Source organism: Streptomyces sp. NPDC102514, assembly GCF_055584525.1.
The window spans coordinates 104,122-123,015 of record NZ_JBVJLW010000009.1 but is presented as its reverse complement, the minus strand read 5'-3'; the positions used below and the strand labels follow the sequence as shown (position 1 = coordinate 123,015).

The following is an 18,894-nucleotide window of genomic DNA, read 5'->3' as shown; positions in this document are numbered from 1 at the left end:
TCAGCCCTCCGAGGGGGCGAGGCGCTGGAGCTCCGCCTCGGTCGACTTGAGCAGGTCGTTCCAGGCGCCCTCGAACTTCTCGACGCCCTCGTCCTCCAGGAGCTGGACGACCTCGTCGTACGAGATCCCGAGCTTCTCGACCGCGTCGAGTTCGGCACGGGCCTGCTCGTACGTACCGGCAACGGTGTTGCCGGTGATCTTTCCGTGGTCCTCGGCGGCGAACAGGGTCGCCTCCGGCATGGTGTTCACCGTGTTCGGCGCGACCAGGTCGTCGACGTACAGGGTGTCCTTGTAGGCCGGGTCCTTGACGCCGGTCGAGGCCCACAGCGGACGCTGCTTGTTGGCCTGCGCCTTGTCCAGGGCGTTCCAGCGGTCCGAGGTGAAGACCTCCTCGTACGCCTGGTACGCGAGCCGCGCGTTGGCGAGACCCGCCTTGCCGCGGGCGGCCTTCGCCTCGTCCGTGCCCAGCGCGTCCAGCCGCTTGTCGATCTCGGTGTCCACCCGGGACACGAAGAAGGACGCCACGGAGTGGATCTTGGAGAGGTCGAGGCCGGCGGCCTGGGCCTTCTCCAGGCCGGAGACGAACGCCTCCATGACCTCGCGGTAGCGCTCGAGGGAGAAGATCAGCGTGACGTTGACGCTGATGCCCCGCGCGATCGTCTCGGTGATCGCGGGCAGGCCCGCCTTGGTCGCCGGGATCTTGATCAGCGTGTTCGGCCGGTCGACGAGCCAGGCGAGCTGCTTGGCCTCGGCGACGGTCGCCTTGGTGTTGTGCGCCAGGCGCGGGTCGACCTCGATCGAGACCCGGCCGTCCTGGCCCTGCGTCGCGTCGAAGACCGGACGCAGGATGTCGGCGGCGTCACGGACGTCCGCCGTCGTGATCATGCGGATGGCCTCTTCGACCGTGACCTTGCGGGCGGCGAGGTCGGAGAGCTGCTGGTCGTAGCCGTCGCCCTGCGAGATCGCCTTCTGGAAGATCGACGGGTTGGTGGTGACGCCCACGACGTGCTGCTGGTCGATCAGTTCGGCGAGATTGCCGGACGTGATCCGCTTGCGCGACAGGTCGTCCAGCCAGATCGCGACGCCTTCCTCGGAGAGGCGCTTGAGTGCGTCTGTCATGGAAAATGCATCTCCTACGTGTCGTATGTCAGCGTGAGCTGCCGGCGTCAGCGCTTGGCTGCGGCGGGCCCGGCAGTCGAATCAAGTACGGCCTTGGCGACGTTCGCGACGTTCTCGGCAGTGAAGCCGAACTCCTGGAAGAGGACCTTGCCGTCGGCCGAAGCACCGAAGTGCTCCAGGGAAACGATGCGGCCCGCGTCCCCGACGAAGCGGTGCCAGGTCAGACCGATACCGGCCTCGACCGCGACACGCGCCTTGACGGACGGAGGAAGCACCGAGTCCCGGTACCCCTGGTCCTGCTCGTCGAACCACTCCACGCACGGCACGGACACGACCCGCGTCGGGGTGCCCGCCGCCTGCAGCTGCTCACGTGCCTCGACGGCCACGTGCACCTCGGAGCCGGTGGCGATCAGGATGACCTCGGGCTCGCCGCCCTCGGCCTCGAAGAGCACGTAGGCGCCCTTCGTCGCGTCCTCGTTGGCGTCGTACGTCGGAACGCCCTGACGGGTCAGCGCGAGACCGTGCGGGTTGCCCTTGCCGAAGACCTTCGTGTAGCGGCGCAGGATCTCGCGCCACGCGATCGCGGTCTCGTTGGCGTCGGCAGGGCGCACGACGTTCAGGCCCGGGATGGCGCGCAGCGAGGCCAGGTGCTCGACCGGCTGGTGGGTCGGGCCGTCCTCGCCGAGACCGATGGAGTCGTGCGTCCACACGTACGTCACCGGCAGGTGCATCAGCGCGGACAGACGCACGGCGTTGCGCATGTAGTCGGAGAACACCAGGAAGGTGCCCCCATAGATACGGGTGTTGCCGTGCAGCGCGATGCCGTTCATCTCCGCGGCCATCGAGTGCTCGCGGATGCCGAAGTGGATCGTGCGGCCGTACGGGTCCGCCTCCGCCAGCGGGTTGTCCGCCGGGAGGAACGACGACGTCTTGTCGATCGTCGTGTTGTTCGAGCCCGCGAGGTCGGCCGAGCCGCCCCACAGTTCGGGGACGACCGCGCCGAGCGCCTGGAGCACCTTGCCGGACGCGGCACGCGTGGCGACGCCCTTGCCCGTCTCGAAGACCGGGAGCTTCTCCTCCCAGCCGGCCGGCAGCTCGCCCGCGGCGATGCGGTCGAACTCGGCGGCGCGCTCCGGGTTGGCGGTCCGCCACGCGGCGAAGCCCTTCTCCCACTCGGCCTTGGCCTCACGGCCGCGGTCGAGCGCCTTGCGGGAGTGCGCCAGCACCTCGTCGGCGACCTCGAAGGACTTCTCCGGGTCGAAGCCGAGGACCCGCTTGGTGGCCGCGACCTCGTCGTCGCCGAGCGCCGAGCCGTGCGCGGCCTCGGTGTTCTGCGCGTTCGGGGCGGGCCAGGCGATGATCGAGCGCATCGCGATGAACGACGGCTTGTCCGTGACCGCCTTCGCGGCCTCGATCGCCGCGTACAGGGCGGCCGGGTCGAGGTCGCCGTTCTCCTGCGGCTCCACGCGCTGGACGTGCCAGCCGTAGGCCTCGTACCGCTTGGGGGTGTCCTCGGAGACGGCCGTCTCGGTGTCGCCCTCGATCGAGATGTGGTTGTCGTCCCACAGCAGGACCAGGTTGCCGAGCTTCTGGTGGCCCGCCATCGAGGACGCCTCGCCGGAGATGCCCTCCTGGAGGCAGCCGTCACCGGCGATCGCAAAGATGAAGTGGTCGAACGGGGAGGTGCCGGGGGCCGCCTCCGGGTCGAACAGACCACGCTCGTAGCGGGCGGCCATCGCCATGCCCACCGCGTTCGCGACACCCTGGCCGAGCGGCCCGGTCGTCGTCTCCACACCGGTGGTGTGCCCGTACTCGGGGTGTCCCGGGGTCTTCGAACCCCACGTCCTGAACGACTTCAGGTCGTCCAGCTCCAGGCCGAAGCCGGCCAGGTACAGCTGCGTGTAGAGAGTCAGGGACGAATGGCCGGCGGACAGCACGAAACGGTCGCGGCCGGTCCAGTCGGCGTCCGCCGGGTCGTGCCGCATCACCTTCTGGAAGAGGGTGTACGCGGCTGGCGCCAGACTCATCGCCGTACCCGGATGGCCGTTGCCGACCTTCTGTACGGCGTCGGCGGCCAGGATGCGGGCGGTGTCGACCGCCCGCTGGTCCAATTCGGTCCACTCGATGTCTGTTGTGGTCGGCTTGGTGCTCACCCTGGGTCAGGGCTCCTCTCCACATGTTGCACATGTCGAATGCCGGTGCACGTGGCGCCCACCGGCTCGCTGTCGAGCCTACCCCCGTGGCAACGCGCATTTTTTCGAGTCATTCCAGACTGCCGGGACTTGCCCTCTTCCGCCTCCCGACCGGCGGGTTCCGTATTCGGCAAGTGAATACGGAGCCGGTGATCCGAGTGCTCAATCAGAAGCCGATCAGTCCGTCGCGGGACCCTTTCAACACGACCTGACCCCCGCGAAGGCCGGGGTCTGGGCAACGTCTACAGTGGCGTGGTACGCGCGAGCCTTTACCGGGAGTTCACACCCGGGGCTCGCTGGGATGTCTCTGTCAGGGGTGTGCGTGACGGCCGTTGAATCCCGTCCAGCGGGAGTGCTCGGGACGAGTCAGGGCACGAACCACCGGCCGTTCGGGGCCCGGGTCAAGGCGTTCGTCGCTCTCACGAAGCCACGGATCATCGAACTGCTGCTGATCACCACCGTGCCGGTGATGTTCCTGGCGCAGCAGGGGGTGCCCGACCTGAAGCTGGTGCTCCTCACCTGCCTCGGCGGCTACCTCTCCGCCGGTGGCGCCAACGCGCTGAACATGTACATCGACCGTGACATCGACGCGCTCATGGAACGTACGTCGCAGCGCCCGCTCGTCACCGGCATGGTGAGCCCCCGCGAGTGCCTCGCCTTCGGCATCACGCTGGCCGTGGTCTCCACGCTCCTGTTCGGGCTCACGGTCAACTGGCTGTCCGCCTGGCTGTCGCTGGGAGCCCTCCTCTTCTACGTCGTCGTCTACACGATGATCCTCAAACGGCGTACGTCGCAGAACATCGTGTGGGGCGGGATCGCCGGCTGCCTGCCTGTCCTCATCGGCTGGTCGTCCGTCACGAACTCCATGTCGTGGGCGCCCGTCATCCTCTTCCTCGTCATGTTCTTCTGGACGCCGCCGCACTACTGGCCGCTGTCCATGAAGGTGAAGGACGACTACGCGCGCGTGGGCGTGCCGATGCTGCCCGTCGTCGCGTCCAACAAGGTCGTCGCGCGGCAGATCGTCCTCTACAGCTGGGCCATGGTCGGTGTCTCCCTGCTGCTCACTCCGCTGGGGTACACGGGGTGGTTCTACACGGTGGTCGCCGTCGTGACGGGTGCGTTCTGGCTGTGGGAGGCGCACGGGTTGCAGGCGCGGGCCAGGGGTGGGGCGGTGGGGGCGAAGCTGAAGGAGATGCGGCTGTTCCACTGGTCGATCACTTACGTGTCGCTGCTGTTCGTGGCGGTTGCGGTGGACCCCTTCCTGCGGTGACGCTCCGCGTGGGGCCTGGGGTGGCTGAGGCTCGTTGTCGGGTGCCGGACCGTCGTGGCTGGTCGCGCAGTTCCCCGCGCCCCTAAAAGACTGCGCAGTTCCCCGCGCCCCTGAAGGCGGTCGTGGCTGGCCGCGCCCACGCGGCGGAGCCGCACATGTCACAGCCCCGCGCCCCTGAAAGCGAAAGACTGCGCCGTTCCCCGCGCCCCTGAAGTGGTTCCGGTGGGTGTGGTTCGTGGGGAAGGCCACTCGGTCTTGGCGTCACCCGGTGATCTACCCGTCGGTAGCATCCTCGTATGGCAGACATCCAGCAGGTTGACGAGGGCGCGGGCGCCGAGCCGGACGCCAAGGTCGAGCGGCGTACCGCCAAGCTCGTCAAGCAGATCTCCTCGTTCGTCGAGGCTCATGGCGGGGCCGAGGGGCAGATCGCGTATCTCGGGCAGAAGGGTGCCCGGATCGTTCTCGTGGGGGAGGACGGCGAGTGGGGCGACCTCGTGGCCCCTACCTACGCCCTCGCCGAGGAAGCCGTGAAGCAGTCCGGCATCACCGTCCACGAGGACTTCGACGGCGACTTCGCCAACAAGGTCAGGACGGGCCCGTACGAGTGGATCCGCATGGCGGGCATCCAGGTGGGCGGCCCCAAGCCCCGTTAGGGGCGCGGGGAACTGCGCGGCCGGCCACGACGCACCCGCACCCGACAACGCACCTCCCCCGTTAAGCCCTGCAACCAGGCGGAGCCACACGTGGGGGAGGTCCGGATGATCGAAACGCCGTCGCTGGTGGACCAGTACTGCCACGGCGTACTGCGGACGGAGCTGGGCCTCGGCACCTTCGAGGCCCACCTGGCCCGCGGCGAGGGCCCACCCGCCGCCGGGACCACGTTCTTCGACACCCAGACCGGTTTCGCCGTACGCCGCTGGTGCCCCCCGCTCCTCGGTCTCGAACCGCACTGCCCGCCCGCCCGCTACCTGGCCCGCCGCCGCGAACTCGGTGTCCTGGAGGCGGGCCGCAAGCTGCTGCGGGGGAGCGGCATCACGACGTACCTGGTCGACACCGGGCTGCCCGGCGATCTGACCGGACCCGGCGAGATGGCCTCCACGGGCGCCGCCGACGCCCACGAGATCGTCCGTCTCGAACTGCTCGCCGAGCAGGTCGCCGACACCTCCGGCACCGTCGAGTCGTTCCTCGCCAACCTCGCCGAGTCGGTGCACGGGGCCGCCGCGACCGCCGTGGCCTTCACCTCCGTGGCGGGCGTACGGCACGGCCTCGCGCTCGCACCCGAACCGCCGGGACCCGGTGAGGTGCGGGGCGCCGCGGGCCGCTGGCTGGCGGGCCGCCGGGTGGGCGGCCCGCTGAGCGATCCGGTACTGCTCAGGCATCTGCTGTGGATCGCCGTCGCCTCCGGCCGCCCGCTCCAGTTGCACGCGGGGCTCGGCGAGCCCGGCCTGCGCATCGACCGCACCGACCCGGTCCTGCTCACGGACTTCGCCCGCGCCACGGCCGGGCTCGGCACCGATCTGGTGCTGCTGCACGGCTACCCGTACCACCGGCACGCGGCGCATCTCGCCGGGGTGTTCCCGCACGTGTACGCCGATCTGGGCGCCGCGCTCGTACGGACCGGCGCGCGGGCGGCGGCCGTGCTCTCCGAGATCCTGGAGCTCGCCCCCTTCGGGAAACTCCTCTTCTCCAGCGGGGCCCACGGCCTGCCCGAACTCCATGTGGTCGGCGCACGTCTCTTCCGTGAGGCGCTCGCCCGGGTGCTCGGCGCCTGGGTGGCCGAGGGCGCCTGGTCGCTGGTCGACGCGCAGCGGGTCGCGGGACTGATCGCGGCGGGCAACGCGAAGCGGGTGTACGGAGTGGAGTGAGTGCACAGACTGGGCGCATGACTCGCAGCGACGCGACCGACCGGCTCCTCGACCGCTTCCGCACCGCATTGCGCGGCCTCGACCCCCTGGCCGTGTGGGCACACGGCTCGCTCGGCTCCGAGGGCGGCGGCGACTACCAGGAGGACCGCAGCGACCTGGACCTGATCGTGGTCCTGGACGGTCCGATCACCCCGCGTACGGTCTGGTACGTGGCCCGGCTGCACGCCCGGCTGCGCGACGAACCGCTCGTCGCCAGACTGCACTGCAGCTATCTGACGCCCGGCACCGCCGCCGATCCGGAGCGGCGACACCTCACCTGGGCGCACCAGCAGCTCTTCCGGCGGCCGGTCACCCCGGTGACCCGGCGCGAACTGCACTCCTTCGGACTGGTCCTGTCCGGCGAGCGGCCCGACACCCTGCTGCCGCCGGTGACGGACGGCGAACTCGCCGCGTTCGTGGTCCGGGACCAGCGGGACTTCTGGCGCCGCGAGGTGGACCGTACGAGCAACTGGACCCAGGACGCGTGGGTCGACGTCGGGATGACCACCCACGCGCGCGCCGCGGTCACCCTGAAGGACGGCCGGCTGATCACCAAGCGCGAGGCCCTGGATCTGCTGCCCGGCCTCGGCGCGCCCGTCGAGGTGGTCGCGGACATCCGCGGGCGGCGGTACCCGCAGTCGGGGACGCCACTCCGGGAGGTTCGGGAGATCCAGGCGTGGAAGGCCCGCAGAGGGCAGCTGACCAGGGACTATCTCGGCCCGGCGATCGACCGCCTCGTGGCCGCGTACACGTGAGCTGTGACGGGTCAGGTGCGGCTGAGCGCCGATTCCGTCGACTGGCCCGGCAGGTCCGCCACGGTCTCCGGGCGTTCCCGCAGCGCCAGCAGGACGCGGAGCGTGGCGATCCACACCAGGCAGGAGCCGAACATGTGGAGGCCGACCAGGACCTCCGGCAGATCGGTGAAGTACTGGACGTAGCCGATGGCGCCCTGCGCGAGGAGCACGAGGAAGAGGTCGCGGGTGCGCTGCAGGGGGCCGCGGGGCGCGTCGACGGCCTTGAGGACGAACCACAGCGCGAAGGTCAGCGTCACCACGATCCACGCCAGGACGGCATGCAGCTTGGTGACGTCCTCCCAGTTCAGCGGGATGCGGTGCACCTCGCTCGAATCGCCGGCGTGCGGGCCCGCGCCGGTGACGACCGTGCCCACCGCGATCAGCAGGACGGTGGCGGTGACCAGGATCCACGCCATCTGCAGCACCGGCTTGCCGACCAGCGGACGGGGTGAGCCGTCACCCTCACGGGTGCGCTGCCACATCACCGTGGCGACGGCGATCAGCGCGGTGGAGAGGAGGAAGTGCGCGGCGACCGTGTACGGGTTCAGGCCCACGAGGACGACGACCCCGCCGAGGACCGCGTTGCTCATGACGACCCAGAACTGCGTCCAGCCGAGCCGGGTGAGGCTGCGGCGGTACGGCTTCTGCGAGCGCGCGGCGATGATCGCCCAGCCGACGGCCGCGCACAGCACGTACGTCAGCATGCGGTTGCCGAACTCGATGACGCCGTGCACGCCCATCTCGCTCGTCGTGGTGAGCGAGTCGTCGGTGCACTTGGGCCAGGTCGGGCAGCCGAGGCCCGAGCCGGTCAGCCGGACGGCACCACCGGTCACCACGATCAGTACCGCCATCACGAGGGCGGCGAGAGCGGCGCGCCGGACCGTCCGGGGGGACGGGGTCCAGCGCCCTGCGATGAAGGCGAGCGGGTTGCGCACGGCTTGAGCGGCGTCCGCTCGGGTCACGTTCGGCACGGGCTCCATCGTAGGGGGCCGCTTGTGCACGCGTTCACGAGGCCCCTCCGGACCGCCGTGTGCCGTCACTCCCAGCGGAAGAACCGTCCGGCCGCCGCCAGGCCCACGACCGCCCACACGGCCAGGATCCCGAGGTTGCCCCAGGGCATCCCCGCCCCGTGCTGGAGCACGTCCCGCAGCCCCTCCGAGAGGGCCGAGATCGGCAGCAGACCGAGGACGTCCTGCGCCCCCTGCGGGAACTTGTCCAGCGGGACGATCACCCCGCCGCCGATGAGCAGCAGCAGGAAGACCAGGTTCGCGGCGGCCAGCGTGGCCTCCGCCTTCAGCGTCCCTGCCATCAGCAGACCGAGCCCCGAGAACGCGGCCGTGCCCAGGACCAGCAGGAGCAGCACGGCGAACGGGTTGCCGTGCGGCGACCAGCCCAGCGCGAGGGCGATCACCGTCACGAGGATCACCTGGAGGATCTCCGTGACCAGTACGGAGAGGCTCTTGGCCGTCATCAGGCCCCAGCGGGGCAGCGGGGAGACGGCGAGCCGTTTCAGCACGCCGTACCGCCGCTCGAAGCCCGTCGCGATCGCCTGGCCGGTGAACGCCGTCGACATCACGGCCAGCGCCAGGATGCCCGGCGCCAGGAAGTCCACGGCCTTGCCGTCACCGGTGTCGACGACGTCCACCGCGCTGAACAGCACGAGCAGCAGCGTCGGGATGATCACCGTCAGCAGCAGCTGCTCGCCGTTGCGCAGCAGCATCTTCGTTTCGAGGGCCGCCTGCGTCGCGATCATGCGGGGCAGCGGGGCCGCTCCCGGCTTCGGCGCGTAGGTGCCCGCGGCCGTCGACCGGGCGTCCGGTCCCGTTCCCGTTCCCGTCGTTTCCGCGCTCATCCGCGCAGCTCCTTACCGGTGAGCTCCAAGAAGACGTCCTCCAGGGTGTGCCGCTCCACGGAGATCTTCTCCGGCATCACGCCGTGCTGGGCGCACCAGCTCGTGACGGTGGCGAGCAGCTGCGGGTCGATCTTGCCGCCCACCCGGTACGAGCCCGGGGTCAGCTCGACCGCCGTGGAGTCCGCCGGGAGGGCCTTGAGGAGGGAGGCCACGTCAAGGCCGGGGCGCCCGCCGAACCGCAGGGTGTTCTCGGCGCCGCCGCGGCACAGTTCCTCGGGGGAGCCCTGCGCGATGACCCGGCCGGCGTCGATGATCGCCACGTCGTCGGCGAGCTGCTCGGCCTCGTCCATGTGGTGCGTGGTCAGGATCACCGAGACCCCGTCGGCGCGCAGCTCGCGGACGAGTTCCCAGGTCGCCCGGCGTGCCTGCGGGTCGAGGCCCGCGGTCGGCTCGTCCAGGAAGACCAGCTCGGGGCGTCCGACGACGGCCATGGCGAGCGCGAGGCGCTGCTGCTGGCCGCCGGACAGCCGCCGGTACGTGGTCCGGCCGCAGCTGCCGAGACCCAGGCGGTCGATCAGGGCGGCCACGTCCAGCGGATGCGCGTGCAGCCCGGCCACGTGCTTGAGCATCTCGTCGGCGCGGGCGCCCGAGTAGACGCCGCCGGACTGGAGCATCACACCGATCCGGGGGCGCAGGGCCGAGGCCTCGCGCACCGGGTCGAGGCCCAGTACCCGGACCGTTCCGGCGTCGGGGCGCCGGTATCCCTCGCAGCTCTCGACGGTGGTCGTCTTGCCCGCGCCGTTCGGTCCGAGTACGGCCGTGATGCCCGCCCGGGCCACCAGATCCAGGCCGTCCACGGCGGTCTTCCCGCCGTAACGCTTCACCAGACCGCTGACCTGGACGACGGGGTCACTTCGCATGGGCGGCCTCACTTCGCATGGTCGCCAAGTCTAGGGACGGCCGGGCGGGCACATGAGGGCGGGGCGCGTCACGGGCGGCGCGGGACGGCGCGCGCAACGGCGCGTGGGAGGGGCACGTCGTTCGTGATCCACTCCTCGCGCGAACGGTGCACCGCGAGCCACCGCTCCGCGTAGGCGACCGCGTCCGCCAGGGGGAACAGCCGTACGTCGGCCGCGCCCGCCCGGCCCCGTACGACCGGACGGTCCCGCTCGAAATCCGCGCCCAGGGTGTCGAACTCGTCCGAGCTGATCGCGACCTCCGTGACCGTCTCCCAGCGGGGCCCCTCCGGAGCGAGGACCGGCCGCCCCACCTCGACGCGGGGTGCGGGTATGCGGTATTCGGCCAGGTGGAAGCCGGTGCAGGTGTCGTAGCCCGCGCCCAGCAGCAGGACCCGGGCGCCCCTCTCCTCCAGACGCGCCAGCGGGCTGTGCTCGCCGAGCCGGCAGTCCGGCGCGTGCTCCTCGACGATCGCCGCCGCGGCCGGGCCGACGGCCGCGAAGGAGGTCTGCGGATGCGCGCTGCGCAGGGCGCCGGGCCAGGAGCGCACGGTCTCCGGAACCACGCCCACCCCGCGTGAGGGCGTCACGAGCGGGTCGTACGGGGGCATCGTGGCGCGGATCGTCGGCCACCACTCCTCGGGCACGGGCGGGCTGCTCCACAGGGCCGGGTCGGAGAGGTGGCCGGACTGGGTGGGGACCACGACGGTGCCGTCGGGACCGAGCGCGTCCAGGAGTGCCTGGACGACGGCGACCGCTCCTCCGTTGACCCATCCGAGGGAACGCAGTGACGAATGTACGAGGAGCGTCTCGCCGGGGCGTACGCCCAGGGCGCGCAGGTCCGCGGCGAGGGTGTCGCGCGTGACGAGAGGGCCGGTGGGAGGGGGTGTCGGCATGGTTCCCCAGTCTTGCCGACGACCCCGGGCCATGCCACCGAATTGATCGATCAAAGATCGTTCCCGCAGGTCAGATTAGGTTTACCTAAGTGATGCACCGCACCCCATCGGGCGCGGACACGGCTTGTCACTCTCTGAGGAATTACGCAACAATGGTGTTGTGAAATACGTCGGCGAGGCTCAGGAGACCCCCACGGGGGCCCCTCAGGAGGAACTCGCGACCGGGGAGCGCTCCACGCGCAACCGGGTCGCGCGGTCCATCCTGGACCACGGCCCGTCGACCGTGGCCGATCTCGCCGGACGCCTGGGTCTGACCCAGGCGGCCGTCCGCCGGCACCTTGACGCCCTCGTCTCCGACGACGTCGTGGAGCCCCGTGAACAGCGGGTCTACGGCGCTCGTACGCGCGGACGGCCCGCCAAGGTGTTCGCCCTGACCGACTGCGGCCGGGACGCCTTCGACCAGTCCTACGACCAGCTCGCCGCGGACGCCCTGCGCTGGATCGCCGAGCGTGAGGGCGGGGAGGGGGCGCTCGTCGCCTTCGCCCGCGCCCGGATGGCCGCCCAGGCCGGTGCGTACCGCGAGGCGGTCGAGTCCGCCGCTCCCGAGAAGCGGGCCGAAGCCCTGGCCAAGGCCCTGAGCGCGGACGGGTACGCTGCTACGGCGCGCAGCGCACCGGTCGGTGAGCAGCTCTGCCAGCACCACTGCCCGGTCGCCCATGTCGCCGAGCAGTTTCCGCAGCTGTGCGAGGCGGAGACCGAGTTCTTCTCCCAGCTGCTGGGTACTCACGTGCAGCGGCTGGCCACCATCGCCCACGGCGACGGCGTCTGCACGACCTTCATCCCCAAGATTTCCCACAGCCCGAAGATTTCCAAGGCTCCACCAGTTTCCACGCCTTCCAAGACCACTGATAACGCATCCGCACGTACCGCCGGGAGGAACCCCGCATGACGCTCCCCATCGAGGAGACCGCCCACCCCGAGCTCGAGGGTCTGGGCAACTACGAATACGGCTGGGCCGACTCCGACGTGGCTGGTGCCTCTGCCAAGCGCGGTATCAACGAACACGTCGTCCGGGACATCTCCGCGAAGAAGAACGAGCCGGAGTGGATGACCGATCTCCGGCTCAAGGGCCTGCGCCTGTTCGGCAAGAAGCCCATGCCGAACTGGGGCTCGGACCTCTCGGGCATCGACTTCGACAACATCAAGTACTTCGTGCGCTCCACGGAGAAGCAGGCGCAGTCCTGGGAAGACCTGCCCGAGGACATCAAGAACACGTACGACAAGCTCGGCATCCCCGAGGCGGAGAAGCAGCGCCTCGTCGCCGGTGTCGCGGCCCAGTACGAGTCCGAGGTCGTCTACCACCAGATCAACGAGGAGCTGGAGGCGCAGGGTGTCATCTTCATGGACACCGACACCGCGCTGAAGGAGCACCCGGAGCTCTTCAAGGAGTACTTCGGCACCGTCATCCCGGTCGGCGACAACAAGTTCGCGTCGCTGAACTCCGCGGTGTGGTCCGGCGGCTCGTTCATCTACGTGCCGAAGGGCGTGCACGTCGAGATCCCGCTCCAGGCCTACTTCCGTATCAACACGGAGAACATGGGCCAGTTCGAGCGGACCCTGATCATCGTCGACGAGGGTGCCTACGTGCACTACGTAGAGGGCTGCACCGCCCCGATCTACAAGTCGGACTCGCTGCACTCCGCGGTCGTCGAGATCATCGTCAAGAAGGGTGGCCGCTGCCGTTACACGACCATCCAGAACTGGTCGAACAACGTCTACAACCTGGTCACCAAGCGCGCCGTGGCGTACGAGGGCGCGACCATGGAGTGGATCGACGGCAACATCGGCTCCAAGGTCACCATGAAGTACCCGGCCGTCTACCTGATGGGCGAGCACGCCAAGGGCGAGACCCTCTCCATCGCCTTCGCGGGCGAGGGCCAGCACCAGGACGCCGGCTCCAAGATGGTCCACATGGCGCCGAACACGTCCTCGAACATCGTGTCGAAGTCCGTGGCGCGCGGCGGCGGCCGTACGTCCTACCGCGGTCTCGTCGAGATCGGCGAGGGCGCCCACGGCTCGAAGTCGAACGTGCTGTGCGACGCGCTGCTCGTCGACACCATCTCCCGCTCGGACACGTACCCCTACGTGGACGTCCGCGAGGACGACGTGTCCATGGGCCACGAGGCGACCGTCTCCAAGGTCTCCGACGACCAGCTCTTCTACCTGATGAGCCGCGGCCTCTCCGAGTTCGAGGCGATGGCCATGATCGTGCGCGGCTTCGTCGAGCCCATCGCGAAGGAGCTGCCCATGGAGTACGCGCTGGAGCTCAACCGGCTGATCGAGCTGCAGATGGAAGGCGCGGTCGGCTAGGACCCGCCCTCCGGAGCAGTCGCCAGATTTCTGACGTAGACGTAGGAAGAGAGCAGACCGACAGCCATGGCTGAGGCTCAGAACATCCCGGTCGGCAGTACGACCGCCGGCCAGATCGCGGTGGCCGCCGAGTCGACCGTCGCCACGCGCATGAGCGCGCCCCCGTCCTTCGACGTGGCGGACTTCCCCGTCCCCCACGGCCGAGAGGAGGAGTGGCGGTTCACGCCACTGGAGCGGCTGCGCGGGCTGCACGACGGCACCGCGGTCGCCACCGGCGACGGCGTCAAGGTCGACATCGACGCGCCCGAGGGCGTCACCGTCGAGACCGTCGGCCGCGACGACGCGCGGCTCGGCCGGGCGACCCCGGTCGACCGGATCGCCGCCCAGGCCTACTCGGCGTTCGAGAAGGCCGGTGTGGTCACCGTCCCCAAGGAGACGGTCCTCACCGAGCCGATCCGCATCGCCGTGCACGGCGCGGGCGGGGTCGCCTACGGCCACCAGGTCATCGAGCTGGGAGCCTTCGCCGAGGCCGTCGTCGTCATCGACCACACCGGTGACGCCGTCCTGGCCGCCAACGTCGACTACGTCCTGGGCGACGGCGCCAAGCTCACCGTCGTCTCCGTCCAGGACTGGGACGACAAGGCCGTCCACGTCGGCCAGCACAACGCGCTGATCGGCCGCGACGCCACCTTCAAGTCCTTCGTGGTCACCTTCGGCGGCGACCTCGTACGCCTCCACCCGCGGGTCGCCTACGCGGGCCCCGGCGGCGAGGCCGAGCTGTTCGGCCTGTACTTCACGGACGCCGGCCAGCACCAGGAGCACCGCCTCCTGGTCGACCACAACACCCCGCACTGCAAGTCGAACGTCGCCTACAAGGGCGCGCTCCAGGGCGACGGCGCCCACGCGGTGTGGATCGGCGACGTCCTCATCGAGGCCACCGCCGAGGGCACGGACACCTACGAGATGAACCGCAACCTGGTTCTGACCGACGGTGCCCGGGTCGACTCCGTGCCGAACCTGGAGATCGAGACCGGCGAGATCGTCGGCGCCGGACACGCCTCGGCGACCGGCCGCTTCGACGACGAGCAGCTCTTCTACCTGATGGCCCGCGGCATCCCGGCCGACGAGGCACGCCGTCTGGTGGTCCGCGGCTTCTTCGCCGAGCTGGTCCAGCAGATCCGCGTCCCCGACATCCAGGAACGCCTTCTCGCCAGGATCGACGAGGAGCTGGAGGCGTCCGTCTGATGACTGCCTTCCAACGCGCCTGTGGGCTGAGCGAGCTGGAGAAGGACACCCCGAAACGGGTGGAACTCGACGGCACGCCGGTCTCGGTCGTGCAGACCGAGGGGGAGGTGTTCGCGATCCACGACATCTGCTCGCACGCGAACGTCTCGCTCTCCGAGGGCGAGGTGGAGGACTGTCAGATCGAGTGCTGGCTGCACGGCTCCGCGTTCGACCTCAGAACCGGCAAGCCGTCCGGCCTTCCCGCGACGCGCCCCGTCCCCGTATACCCCGTAAAGATCGAAGGGGACGACGTGCTCGTCTCCCTCACCCAGGAGTCCTGAGGAACCCATGGCAACGCTTGAAATCCACGACCTGCACGTCACCGTCGAGGCCGACAACGCCACGAAGGAGATCCTCAAGGGCGTCGACCTCACCGTGAAGCAGGGCGAGACCCACGCCATCATGGGCCCGAACGGCTCCGGCAAGTCGACTCTCGCCTACTCGCTCGCGGGACACCCGAAGTACACGATCACCGGCGGCACCGTCACCCTCGACGGCGAGGACGTCCTGGAGATGTCCGTCGACGAGCGCGCCCGCGCGGGCCTGTTCCTGGCGATGCAGTACCCGGTCGAGGTGCCCGGTGTCTCCGTCTCCAACTTCCTGCGCACCTCCGCCACCGCGATCCGAGGCGAGGCCCCCAAGCTCCGCCTGTGGATCAAGGAGGTCAAGGAGGCCATGCAGCGCCTCAACATGGACCCGGCCTTCGCCGAGCGCAACGTGAACGAGGGCTTCTCCGGCGGCGAGAAGAAGCGCCACGAGATCCTTCAGCTGGAGCTGCTCAAGCCGAAGATCGCGATCCTCGACGAGACCGACTCCGGTCTCGACGTCGACGCCCTGCGCGTCGTCTCCGAGGGCGTCAACCGCGTCCGTGAGAGCGGCGAGGTCGGCACCCTGCTGATCACGCACTACACGCGCATCCTGCGGTACATCAAGCCCGACCACGTGCACGTGTTCGCGAACGGCCGCATCGCCGAGTCCGGCGGCGCCGAGCTCGCCGACCAGCTTGAGGCCGAGGGCTACGACAAGTACGTGAAGGGTGGAGCATCAGCGTGACGCAGTTGCCGGGCCTCCTCACGGGAACATCTCAACTACTTGACGAGGCGATCCGTAAGGACTTCCCCATCCTGGACCGCCAGGTCCACGACGGTAAGAAGCTCGTCTACCTGGACAACGCGGCGACCTCGCAGAAGCCGCGCCAGGTGCTGGACGCCCTCAGTGGTTACTACGAGCAGTACAACGCCAACGTCCACCGCGGTGTGCATGTGCTCGCGGAGGAGGCCACGGCGCTGTACGAGGGCGCGCGCGACAAGGTCGCCGCGTTCATCAACGCGCCGAGCCGCGACGAGGTCATCTTCACGAAGAACGCCTCGGAATCGCTCAACCTCGTGGCCAACATGCTCGGCTGGGCCGACGAGCCCTACCGGGTCGACCACGAGACCGAGATCGTCATCACGGAGATGGAGCACCACTCCAACATCGTGCCGTGGCAGCTGCTCGCGCAGCGCACGGGCGCGAAGCTGAAGTGGTTCGGCCTGACCGACGACGGCCGGCTCGACCTGTCCAACATCGACGAGATCATCACGGAGAAGACGAAGATCGTCTCCTTCGTGCTGGTGTCGAACATCCTGGGCACGGTCAACCCGGTCGAGGCGATAGTGCGCCGTGCACAGGAGGTCGGTGCGCTGGTCTGCATCGACGCCTCCCAGGCAGCCCCGCACATGCCGCTGGACGTACAGGCCCTGCAGGCCGACTTCGTGGCCTTCACCGGCCACAAGATGTGCGGCCCGACCGGCATCGGCGTCCTCTGGGGCCGCCAGGAGCTGCTGGAGGACCTGCCCCCGTTCCTCGGCGGCGGCGAGATGATCGAGACGGTGTCGATGCACTCGTCGACCTACGCTCCCGCCCCGCACAAGTTCGAGGCGGGCACCCCGCCGATCGCCCAGGCGGTCGGTCTCGGTGCGGCCATCGACTATCTGAGCGCGATCGGCATGGACCGGATCCTCGCCCATGAGCACGCGCTCACCGAGTACGCGGTGAAGCGGTTCGCCGAGGTCCCGGGCCTGCGCATCATCGGCCCGACGACCGCGGAGGACCGCGGCGCGGCGATCTCGTTCACGCTGGGTGACATCCACCCGCACGACGTGGGCCAGGTTCTCGACGAACAGGGCATCGCGGTCCGGGTCGGACACCACTGCGCACGGCCGGTCTGCCTGCGGTACGGAATTCCTGCGACCACACGAGCGTCGTTCTATCTGTACTCCACGCCGACCGAGATCGACGCACTGGTCGACGGCCTGGAGCACGTACGGAACTTCTTCGGCTGAGGAGCTGGCTGAGTCGTGAGGCTTGATTCGATGTACCAGGAAGTCATCCTGGACCACTACAAGCACCCCCACGGGCGCGGTCTCCGGGACGGCGACGCCGAGGTGCACCACGTCAACCCGACGTGCGGCGACGAGATCACCCTCCGGGTGAAGTACGACGGCACGACGATCAGTGACGTCTCGTACGAGGGCCAGGGCTGCTCCATCAGCCAGGCCTCCGCCTCCGTGCTGAACGAGCTGCTCGTGGGCCGGGACCTGGCCGAGGCGCAGAAGATCCAGGAGACCTTCCTGGAGCTGATGCAGTCCAAGGGTCGTATCGAGCCGGACGACGCCATGGAGGAGGTCCTGGAGGACGCGGTCGCGTTCGCCGGGGTCTCCAAGTACCCCGCCCGCGTGAAGTGCGCGCTGCTGAGCTGGATGGCCTGGAAGGACGCGACGGCCCAGGCCCTGGGCGAGGCCGGCGCCGAGAGGAAGACGGCATGAGCGAGACCATCGAGATGAAACCGGCCTCCGAGGAAGAAGTCCGCGAGGCGCTGTACGACGTCGTCGACCCCGAGCTGGGCATCGACGTCGTCAACCTCGGACTGATCTACGGGATCCACATCGACGACGCGAACATCGCGACGATCGACATGACCCTGACGTCGGCGGCCTGTCCGCTCACCGACGTCATCGAGGACCAGGCCAAGTCCGCCACGGACGGCATCGTGAACGAGCTCCGCATCAACTGGGTGTGGATGCCGCCGTGGGGCCCGGACAAGATCACGGACGACGGCCGTGACCAGCTTCGGGCGCTCGGCTTCAACGTCTGAGCACCCCTGGACCCGGTCCGTACGTGTGCGGCCCCCGGCGATTGCGCCGGGGGCCGCGTGCGTGAGGGGCCGGTCAGGTCCTGTGCGGCTCAGCCCAGGCCTTTGACCAGGCGGAACGCCGAGTCGGCCTGGTAGAGACGGCTGTTGTCGTACGGGTCCAGGCGCAGCCGGAAGTCACGGTGGCGCAGGAAACGGCCGCGGTAGTTGACCGACTCCAGCATCACGGCGTCGGAGAACGCCGACGGGCGCGGGCAGAAGGTGGCGTCCTTCTTGAACAGCTCGGAGCCGTTGTGGCGGTCGGCGCGCAGCCGGAACTGGGCGTGCCGCAGATAACGGCCGTTCCCCAGCGAGAACGAGACGCAGTCGGCGTCGGCGAGACCCGGGACGAGCTTGAAGGAGGCCTCCTGCCTGGCGCTGGAGGAGCTGCGCCGGTCCACCCGGTCGAGCCGCACGGAGTCGTGATCGAGACGCCAGTAGCGGTCGGGGTAGTTGACCGCCTGGATGGACTTCCGCGCGGACGACGGCTTGGACGCCGGAGGCTTGTCACCCGACGCGGGCTTCGACTTCGACGCCGACGGTTTCGGTACGGGGTCGGTGCCGGCGCCGCCCTGCTGCTCCGCGGGCGACGCGGAGCCGTCCGGGGTGCTGCCGGAGGGCGAGGGGGCGGCCAGCCCGCTCTTCCCGCTGGGAGCGGTGGCGGCGACGGGCGGAGCGGCGACCAGCGGCTCGTCCTGGGCGGCGGTGTTCTGCGTCCGGTCCTTCGCCGAGGCCCCCTTGTCCTCGTCCAGCACGGTGACCGCGGTCACCGTGGAGGCGAGGACCGCGAGCAGCAGCGCTCCGGCCAGCCAGAGCCGGCGTGTCCCGGGTATGGGGGACTGGTCCAGGGTCTCGCCGGTCTCCCACACCTTCGGCAGGTGGGGGGACGGGTCGGGAGCGGACTCGGTGTTTCTTTCGGGCATGCGCGGTTCCCCCCGGCGTCGCCGATGGCGACGCGGTTCGGTCATAGCTCGTGGCACATGAGGAGGCGGAGGTCGCGGGCACACGGGACGGCCATGGCCGGGCGATCCGTGTACGCGACGAGGGGAACATTAGTGGAACTTGTGCGGGTCGAGTAAGCGTTC

The 18,894-nt window shown here is 69.6% G+C and carries 19 protein-coding genes; 12 read left to right on the top strand and 7 right to left on the bottom strand.

The genetic code is table 11. The features are described from left to right. Together tal and tkt are read right to left on the bottom strand one after the other, a co-directional pair. Positions 1–1,119 (bottom strand): transaldolase, encoded by a 1,119-nt coding sequence (gene tal, locus ACZ60E_RS23670; protein ID WP_384813182.1) that lies wholly within the window; start codon positions 1,117–1,119, stop codon positions 1–3. A gap of 47 nt (positions 1,120–1,166) precedes the next feature. Then, positions 1,167–3,272, bottom strand: a complete 2,106-nt coding sequence (tkt, locus tag ACZ60E_RS23665) for a transketolase (protein WP_469442909.1) — start codon at positions 3,270–3,272, stop codon at positions 1,167–1,169. A 355-nt stretch (positions 3,273–3,627) separates the two neighbouring features. Between tkt and ACZ60E_RS23660 the strand changes: the two genes are divergently transcribed. The 4 genes from ACZ60E_RS23660 to ACZ60E_RS23645 all read left to right on the top strand — a co-directional run bounded on the left by ACZ60E_RS23660 (position 3,628) and on the right by ACZ60E_RS23645 (position 7,240). Then, positions 3,628–4,581 carry a heme o synthase gene (locus ACZ60E_RS23660; protein WP_384813278.1) on the top strand — a complete coding sequence of 318 codons (954 nt, stop codon included), beginning with the start codon at positions 3,628–3,630 and terminating at the stop codon, positions 4,579–4,581. A gap of 296 nt (positions 4,582–4,877) precedes the next feature. Continuing rightward, positions 4,878–5,234: a hypothetical protein gene (locus tag ACZ60E_RS23655; RefSeq protein ID WP_469442907.1), complete on the top strand. Its 357-nt coding sequence runs from the start codon at positions 4,878–4,880 to the stop codon at positions 5,232–5,234. A gap of 105 nt (positions 5,235–5,339) precedes the next feature. Further along, the gene (locus ACZ60E_RS23650) at positions 5,340–6,446 is read left to right on the top strand and encodes an amidohydrolase family protein (protein WP_384813191.1); all 1,107 of its coding nucleotides are present in this window, start codon (positions 5,340–5,342) and stop codon (positions 6,444–6,446) included. A gap of 17 nt (positions 6,447–6,463) precedes the next feature. Further along, on the top strand, positions 6,464–7,240 hold the full coding sequence (locus ACZ60E_RS23645; RefSeq protein ID WP_384813194.1) for a nucleotidyltransferase domain-containing protein: 777 nt from the start codon (positions 6,464–6,466) through the stop codon (positions 7,238–7,240). 11 nt (positions 7,241–7,251) lie between these two features. On the opposite strand, the gene ACZ60E_RS23640 is transcribed toward ACZ60E_RS23645, so the two are convergent. From ACZ60E_RS23640 to ACZ60E_RS23625, 4 genes are all read right to left on the bottom strand, one after another. Continuing rightward, positions 7,252–8,259: a COX15/CtaA family protein gene (locus ACZ60E_RS23640; RefSeq protein WP_384813197.1), complete on the bottom strand. Its 1,008-nt coding sequence runs from the start codon at positions 8,257–8,259 to the stop codon at positions 7,252–7,254. Between the two features lie 56 nt (positions 8,260–8,315). After that, a complete protein-coding gene (locus tag ACZ60E_RS23635) occupies positions 8,316–9,131 on the bottom strand; it encodes an ABC transporter permease (RefSeq protein WP_469442905.1) in 816 nt (271 codons plus the stop codon). After that, on the bottom strand, positions 9,128–10,051 hold the full coding sequence (locus ACZ60E_RS23630; protein ID WP_453793572.1) for an ABC transporter ATP-binding protein: 924 nt from the start codon (positions 10,049–10,051) through the stop codon (positions 9,128–9,130). The genes ACZ60E_RS23635 and ACZ60E_RS23630 overlap by 4 nt, the downstream gene beginning before the upstream one ends. A 68-nt stretch (positions 10,052–10,119) precedes the next feature. Next, positions 10,120–10,983 carry an AAC(3) family N-acetyltransferase gene (locus ACZ60E_RS23625; RefSeq protein WP_469442902.1) on the bottom strand — a complete coding sequence of 288 codons (864 nt, stop codon included), beginning with the start codon at positions 10,981–10,983 and terminating at the stop codon, positions 10,120–10,122. Between the two features lie 160 nt (positions 10,984–11,143). On the opposite strand from ACZ60E_RS23625, the gene ACZ60E_RS23620 reads away from it, so the two are divergent. The 8 genes from ACZ60E_RS23620 (at position 11,144) to ACZ60E_RS23585 (ending at position 17,773) form a co-directional block, all read left to right on the top strand. Then, a complete protein-coding gene (locus tag ACZ60E_RS23620) occupies positions 11,144–11,932 on the top strand; it encodes a helix-turn-helix transcriptional regulator (protein ID WP_385836283.1) in 789 nt (262 codons plus the stop codon). Further along, entirely contained in the window at positions 11,929–13,353 is a 1,425-nt protein-coding gene (gene sufB, locus ACZ60E_RS23615) for a Fe-S cluster assembly protein SufB (protein ID WP_469442900.1), read from the top strand. The genes ACZ60E_RS23620 and sufB overlap by 4 nt, the downstream gene beginning before the upstream one ends. Before the next feature lie 66 nt (positions 13,354–13,419). After that, complete coding sequence (gene sufD / locus ACZ60E_RS23610) at positions 13,420–14,598, top strand: Fe-S cluster assembly protein SufD (protein ID WP_384813210.1); 1,179 nt, start codon at positions 13,420–13,422, stop codon at positions 14,596–14,598. Next, on the top strand, positions 14,598–14,918 hold the full coding sequence (locus ACZ60E_RS23605) for a non-heme iron oxygenase ferredoxin subunit (RefSeq protein ID WP_384813213.1): 321 nt from the start codon (positions 14,598–14,600) through the stop codon (positions 14,916–14,918). Before sufD ends, ACZ60E_RS23605 begins: the two co-directional genes overlap by 1 nt. 7 nt (positions 14,919–14,925) lie before the next feature. Next, complete coding sequence (gene sufC, locus ACZ60E_RS23600) at positions 14,926–15,690, top strand: Fe-S cluster assembly ATPase SufC (RefSeq protein ID WP_210883727.1); 765 nt, start codon at positions 14,926–14,928, stop codon at positions 15,688–15,690. Then, positions 15,687–16,961, top strand: coding sequence for a cysteine desulfurase (locus ACZ60E_RS23595; RefSeq protein ID WP_107017664.1), 1,275 nt, complete (start codon positions 15,687–15,689; stop codon positions 16,959–16,961). Before sufC ends, ACZ60E_RS23595 begins: the two co-directional genes overlap by 4 nt. Before the next feature lie 15 nt (positions 16,962–16,976). Beyond that, the gene (gene sufU, locus ACZ60E_RS23590; RefSeq protein WP_366785991.1) at positions 16,977–17,444 is read left to right on the top strand and encodes a Fe-S cluster assembly sulfur transfer protein SufU; all 468 of its coding nucleotides are present in this window, start codon (positions 16,977–16,979) and stop codon (positions 17,442–17,444) included. Further along, on the top strand, positions 17,441–17,773 hold the full coding sequence (locus ACZ60E_RS23585; protein ID WP_107017666.1) for a metal-sulfur cluster assembly factor: 333 nt from the start codon (positions 17,441–17,443) through the stop codon (positions 17,771–17,773). Before sufU ends, ACZ60E_RS23585 begins: the two co-directional genes overlap by 4 nt. A gap of 89 nt (positions 17,774–17,862) precedes the next feature. Here ACZ60E_RS23585 and ACZ60E_RS23580 read toward each other — a convergent pair whose 3' ends face one another. After that, complete coding sequence (locus ACZ60E_RS23580) at positions 17,863–18,732, bottom strand: AbfB domain-containing protein (protein WP_469442898.1); 870 nt, start codon at positions 18,730–18,732, stop codon at positions 17,863–17,865. Positions 18,733–18,894: the final 162 nt, after the last annotated feature.

Bases quoted from the DNA above. Each gene is read 5' to 3' on its own strand.
- tal (WP_384813182.1), bottom strand. From the start codon at position 1,119: ATGACAGACGCACTCAAGCGCCTCTCCGAGGAAGGCGTCGCGATCTGG.
- ACZ60E_RS23655 (WP_469442907.1), top strand. From the start codon at position 4,878: ATGGCAGACATCCAGCAGGTTGACGAGGGCGCGGGCGCCGAGCCGGAC.
- ACZ60E_RS23650 (WP_384813191.1), top strand. From the start codon at position 5,340: ATGATCGAAACGCCGTCGCTGGTGGACCAGTACTGCCACGGCGTACTG.
- ACZ60E_RS23645 (WP_384813194.1), top strand. From the start codon at position 6,464: ATGACTCGCAGCGACGCGACCGACCGGCTCCTCGACCGCTTCCGCACC.
- ACZ60E_RS23640 (WP_384813197.1), bottom strand. From the start codon at position 8,259: ATGGAGCCCGTGCCGAACGTGACCCGAGCGGACGCCGCTCAAGCCGTG.
- ACZ60E_RS23635 (WP_469442905.1), bottom strand. From the start codon at position 9,131: ATGAGCGCGGAAACGACGGGAACGGGAACGGGACCGGACGCCCGGTCG.
- ACZ60E_RS23630 (WP_453793572.1), bottom strand. From the start codon at position 10,051: ATGCGAAGTGACCCCGTCGTCCAGGTCAGCGGTCTGGTGAAGCGTTAC.
- ACZ60E_RS23625 (WP_469442902.1), bottom strand. From the start codon at position 10,983: ATGCCGACACCCCCTCCCACCGGCCCTCTCGTCACGCGCGACACCCTC.
- sufB (WP_469442900.1), top strand. From the start codon at position 11,929: ATGACGCTCCCCATCGAGGAGACCGCCCACCCCGAGCTCGAGGGTCTG.
- sufD (WP_384813210.1), top strand. From the start codon at position 13,420: ATGGCTGAGGCTCAGAACATCCCGGTCGGCAGTACGACCGCCGGCCAG.
- ACZ60E_RS23605 (WP_384813213.1), top strand. From the start codon at position 14,598: ATGACTGCCTTCCAACGCGCCTGTGGGCTGAGCGAGCTGGAGAAGGAC.
- sufC (WP_210883727.1), top strand. From the start codon at position 14,926: ATGGCAACGCTTGAAATCCACGACCTGCACGTCACCGTCGAGGCCGAC.
- ACZ60E_RS23585 (WP_107017666.1), top strand. From the start codon at position 17,441: ATGAGCGAGACCATCGAGATGAAACCGGCCTCCGAGGAAGAAGTCCGC.
- ACZ60E_RS23580 (WP_469442898.1), bottom strand. From the start codon at position 18,732: ATGCCCGAAAGAAACACCGAGTCCGCTCCCGACCCGTCCCCCCACCTG.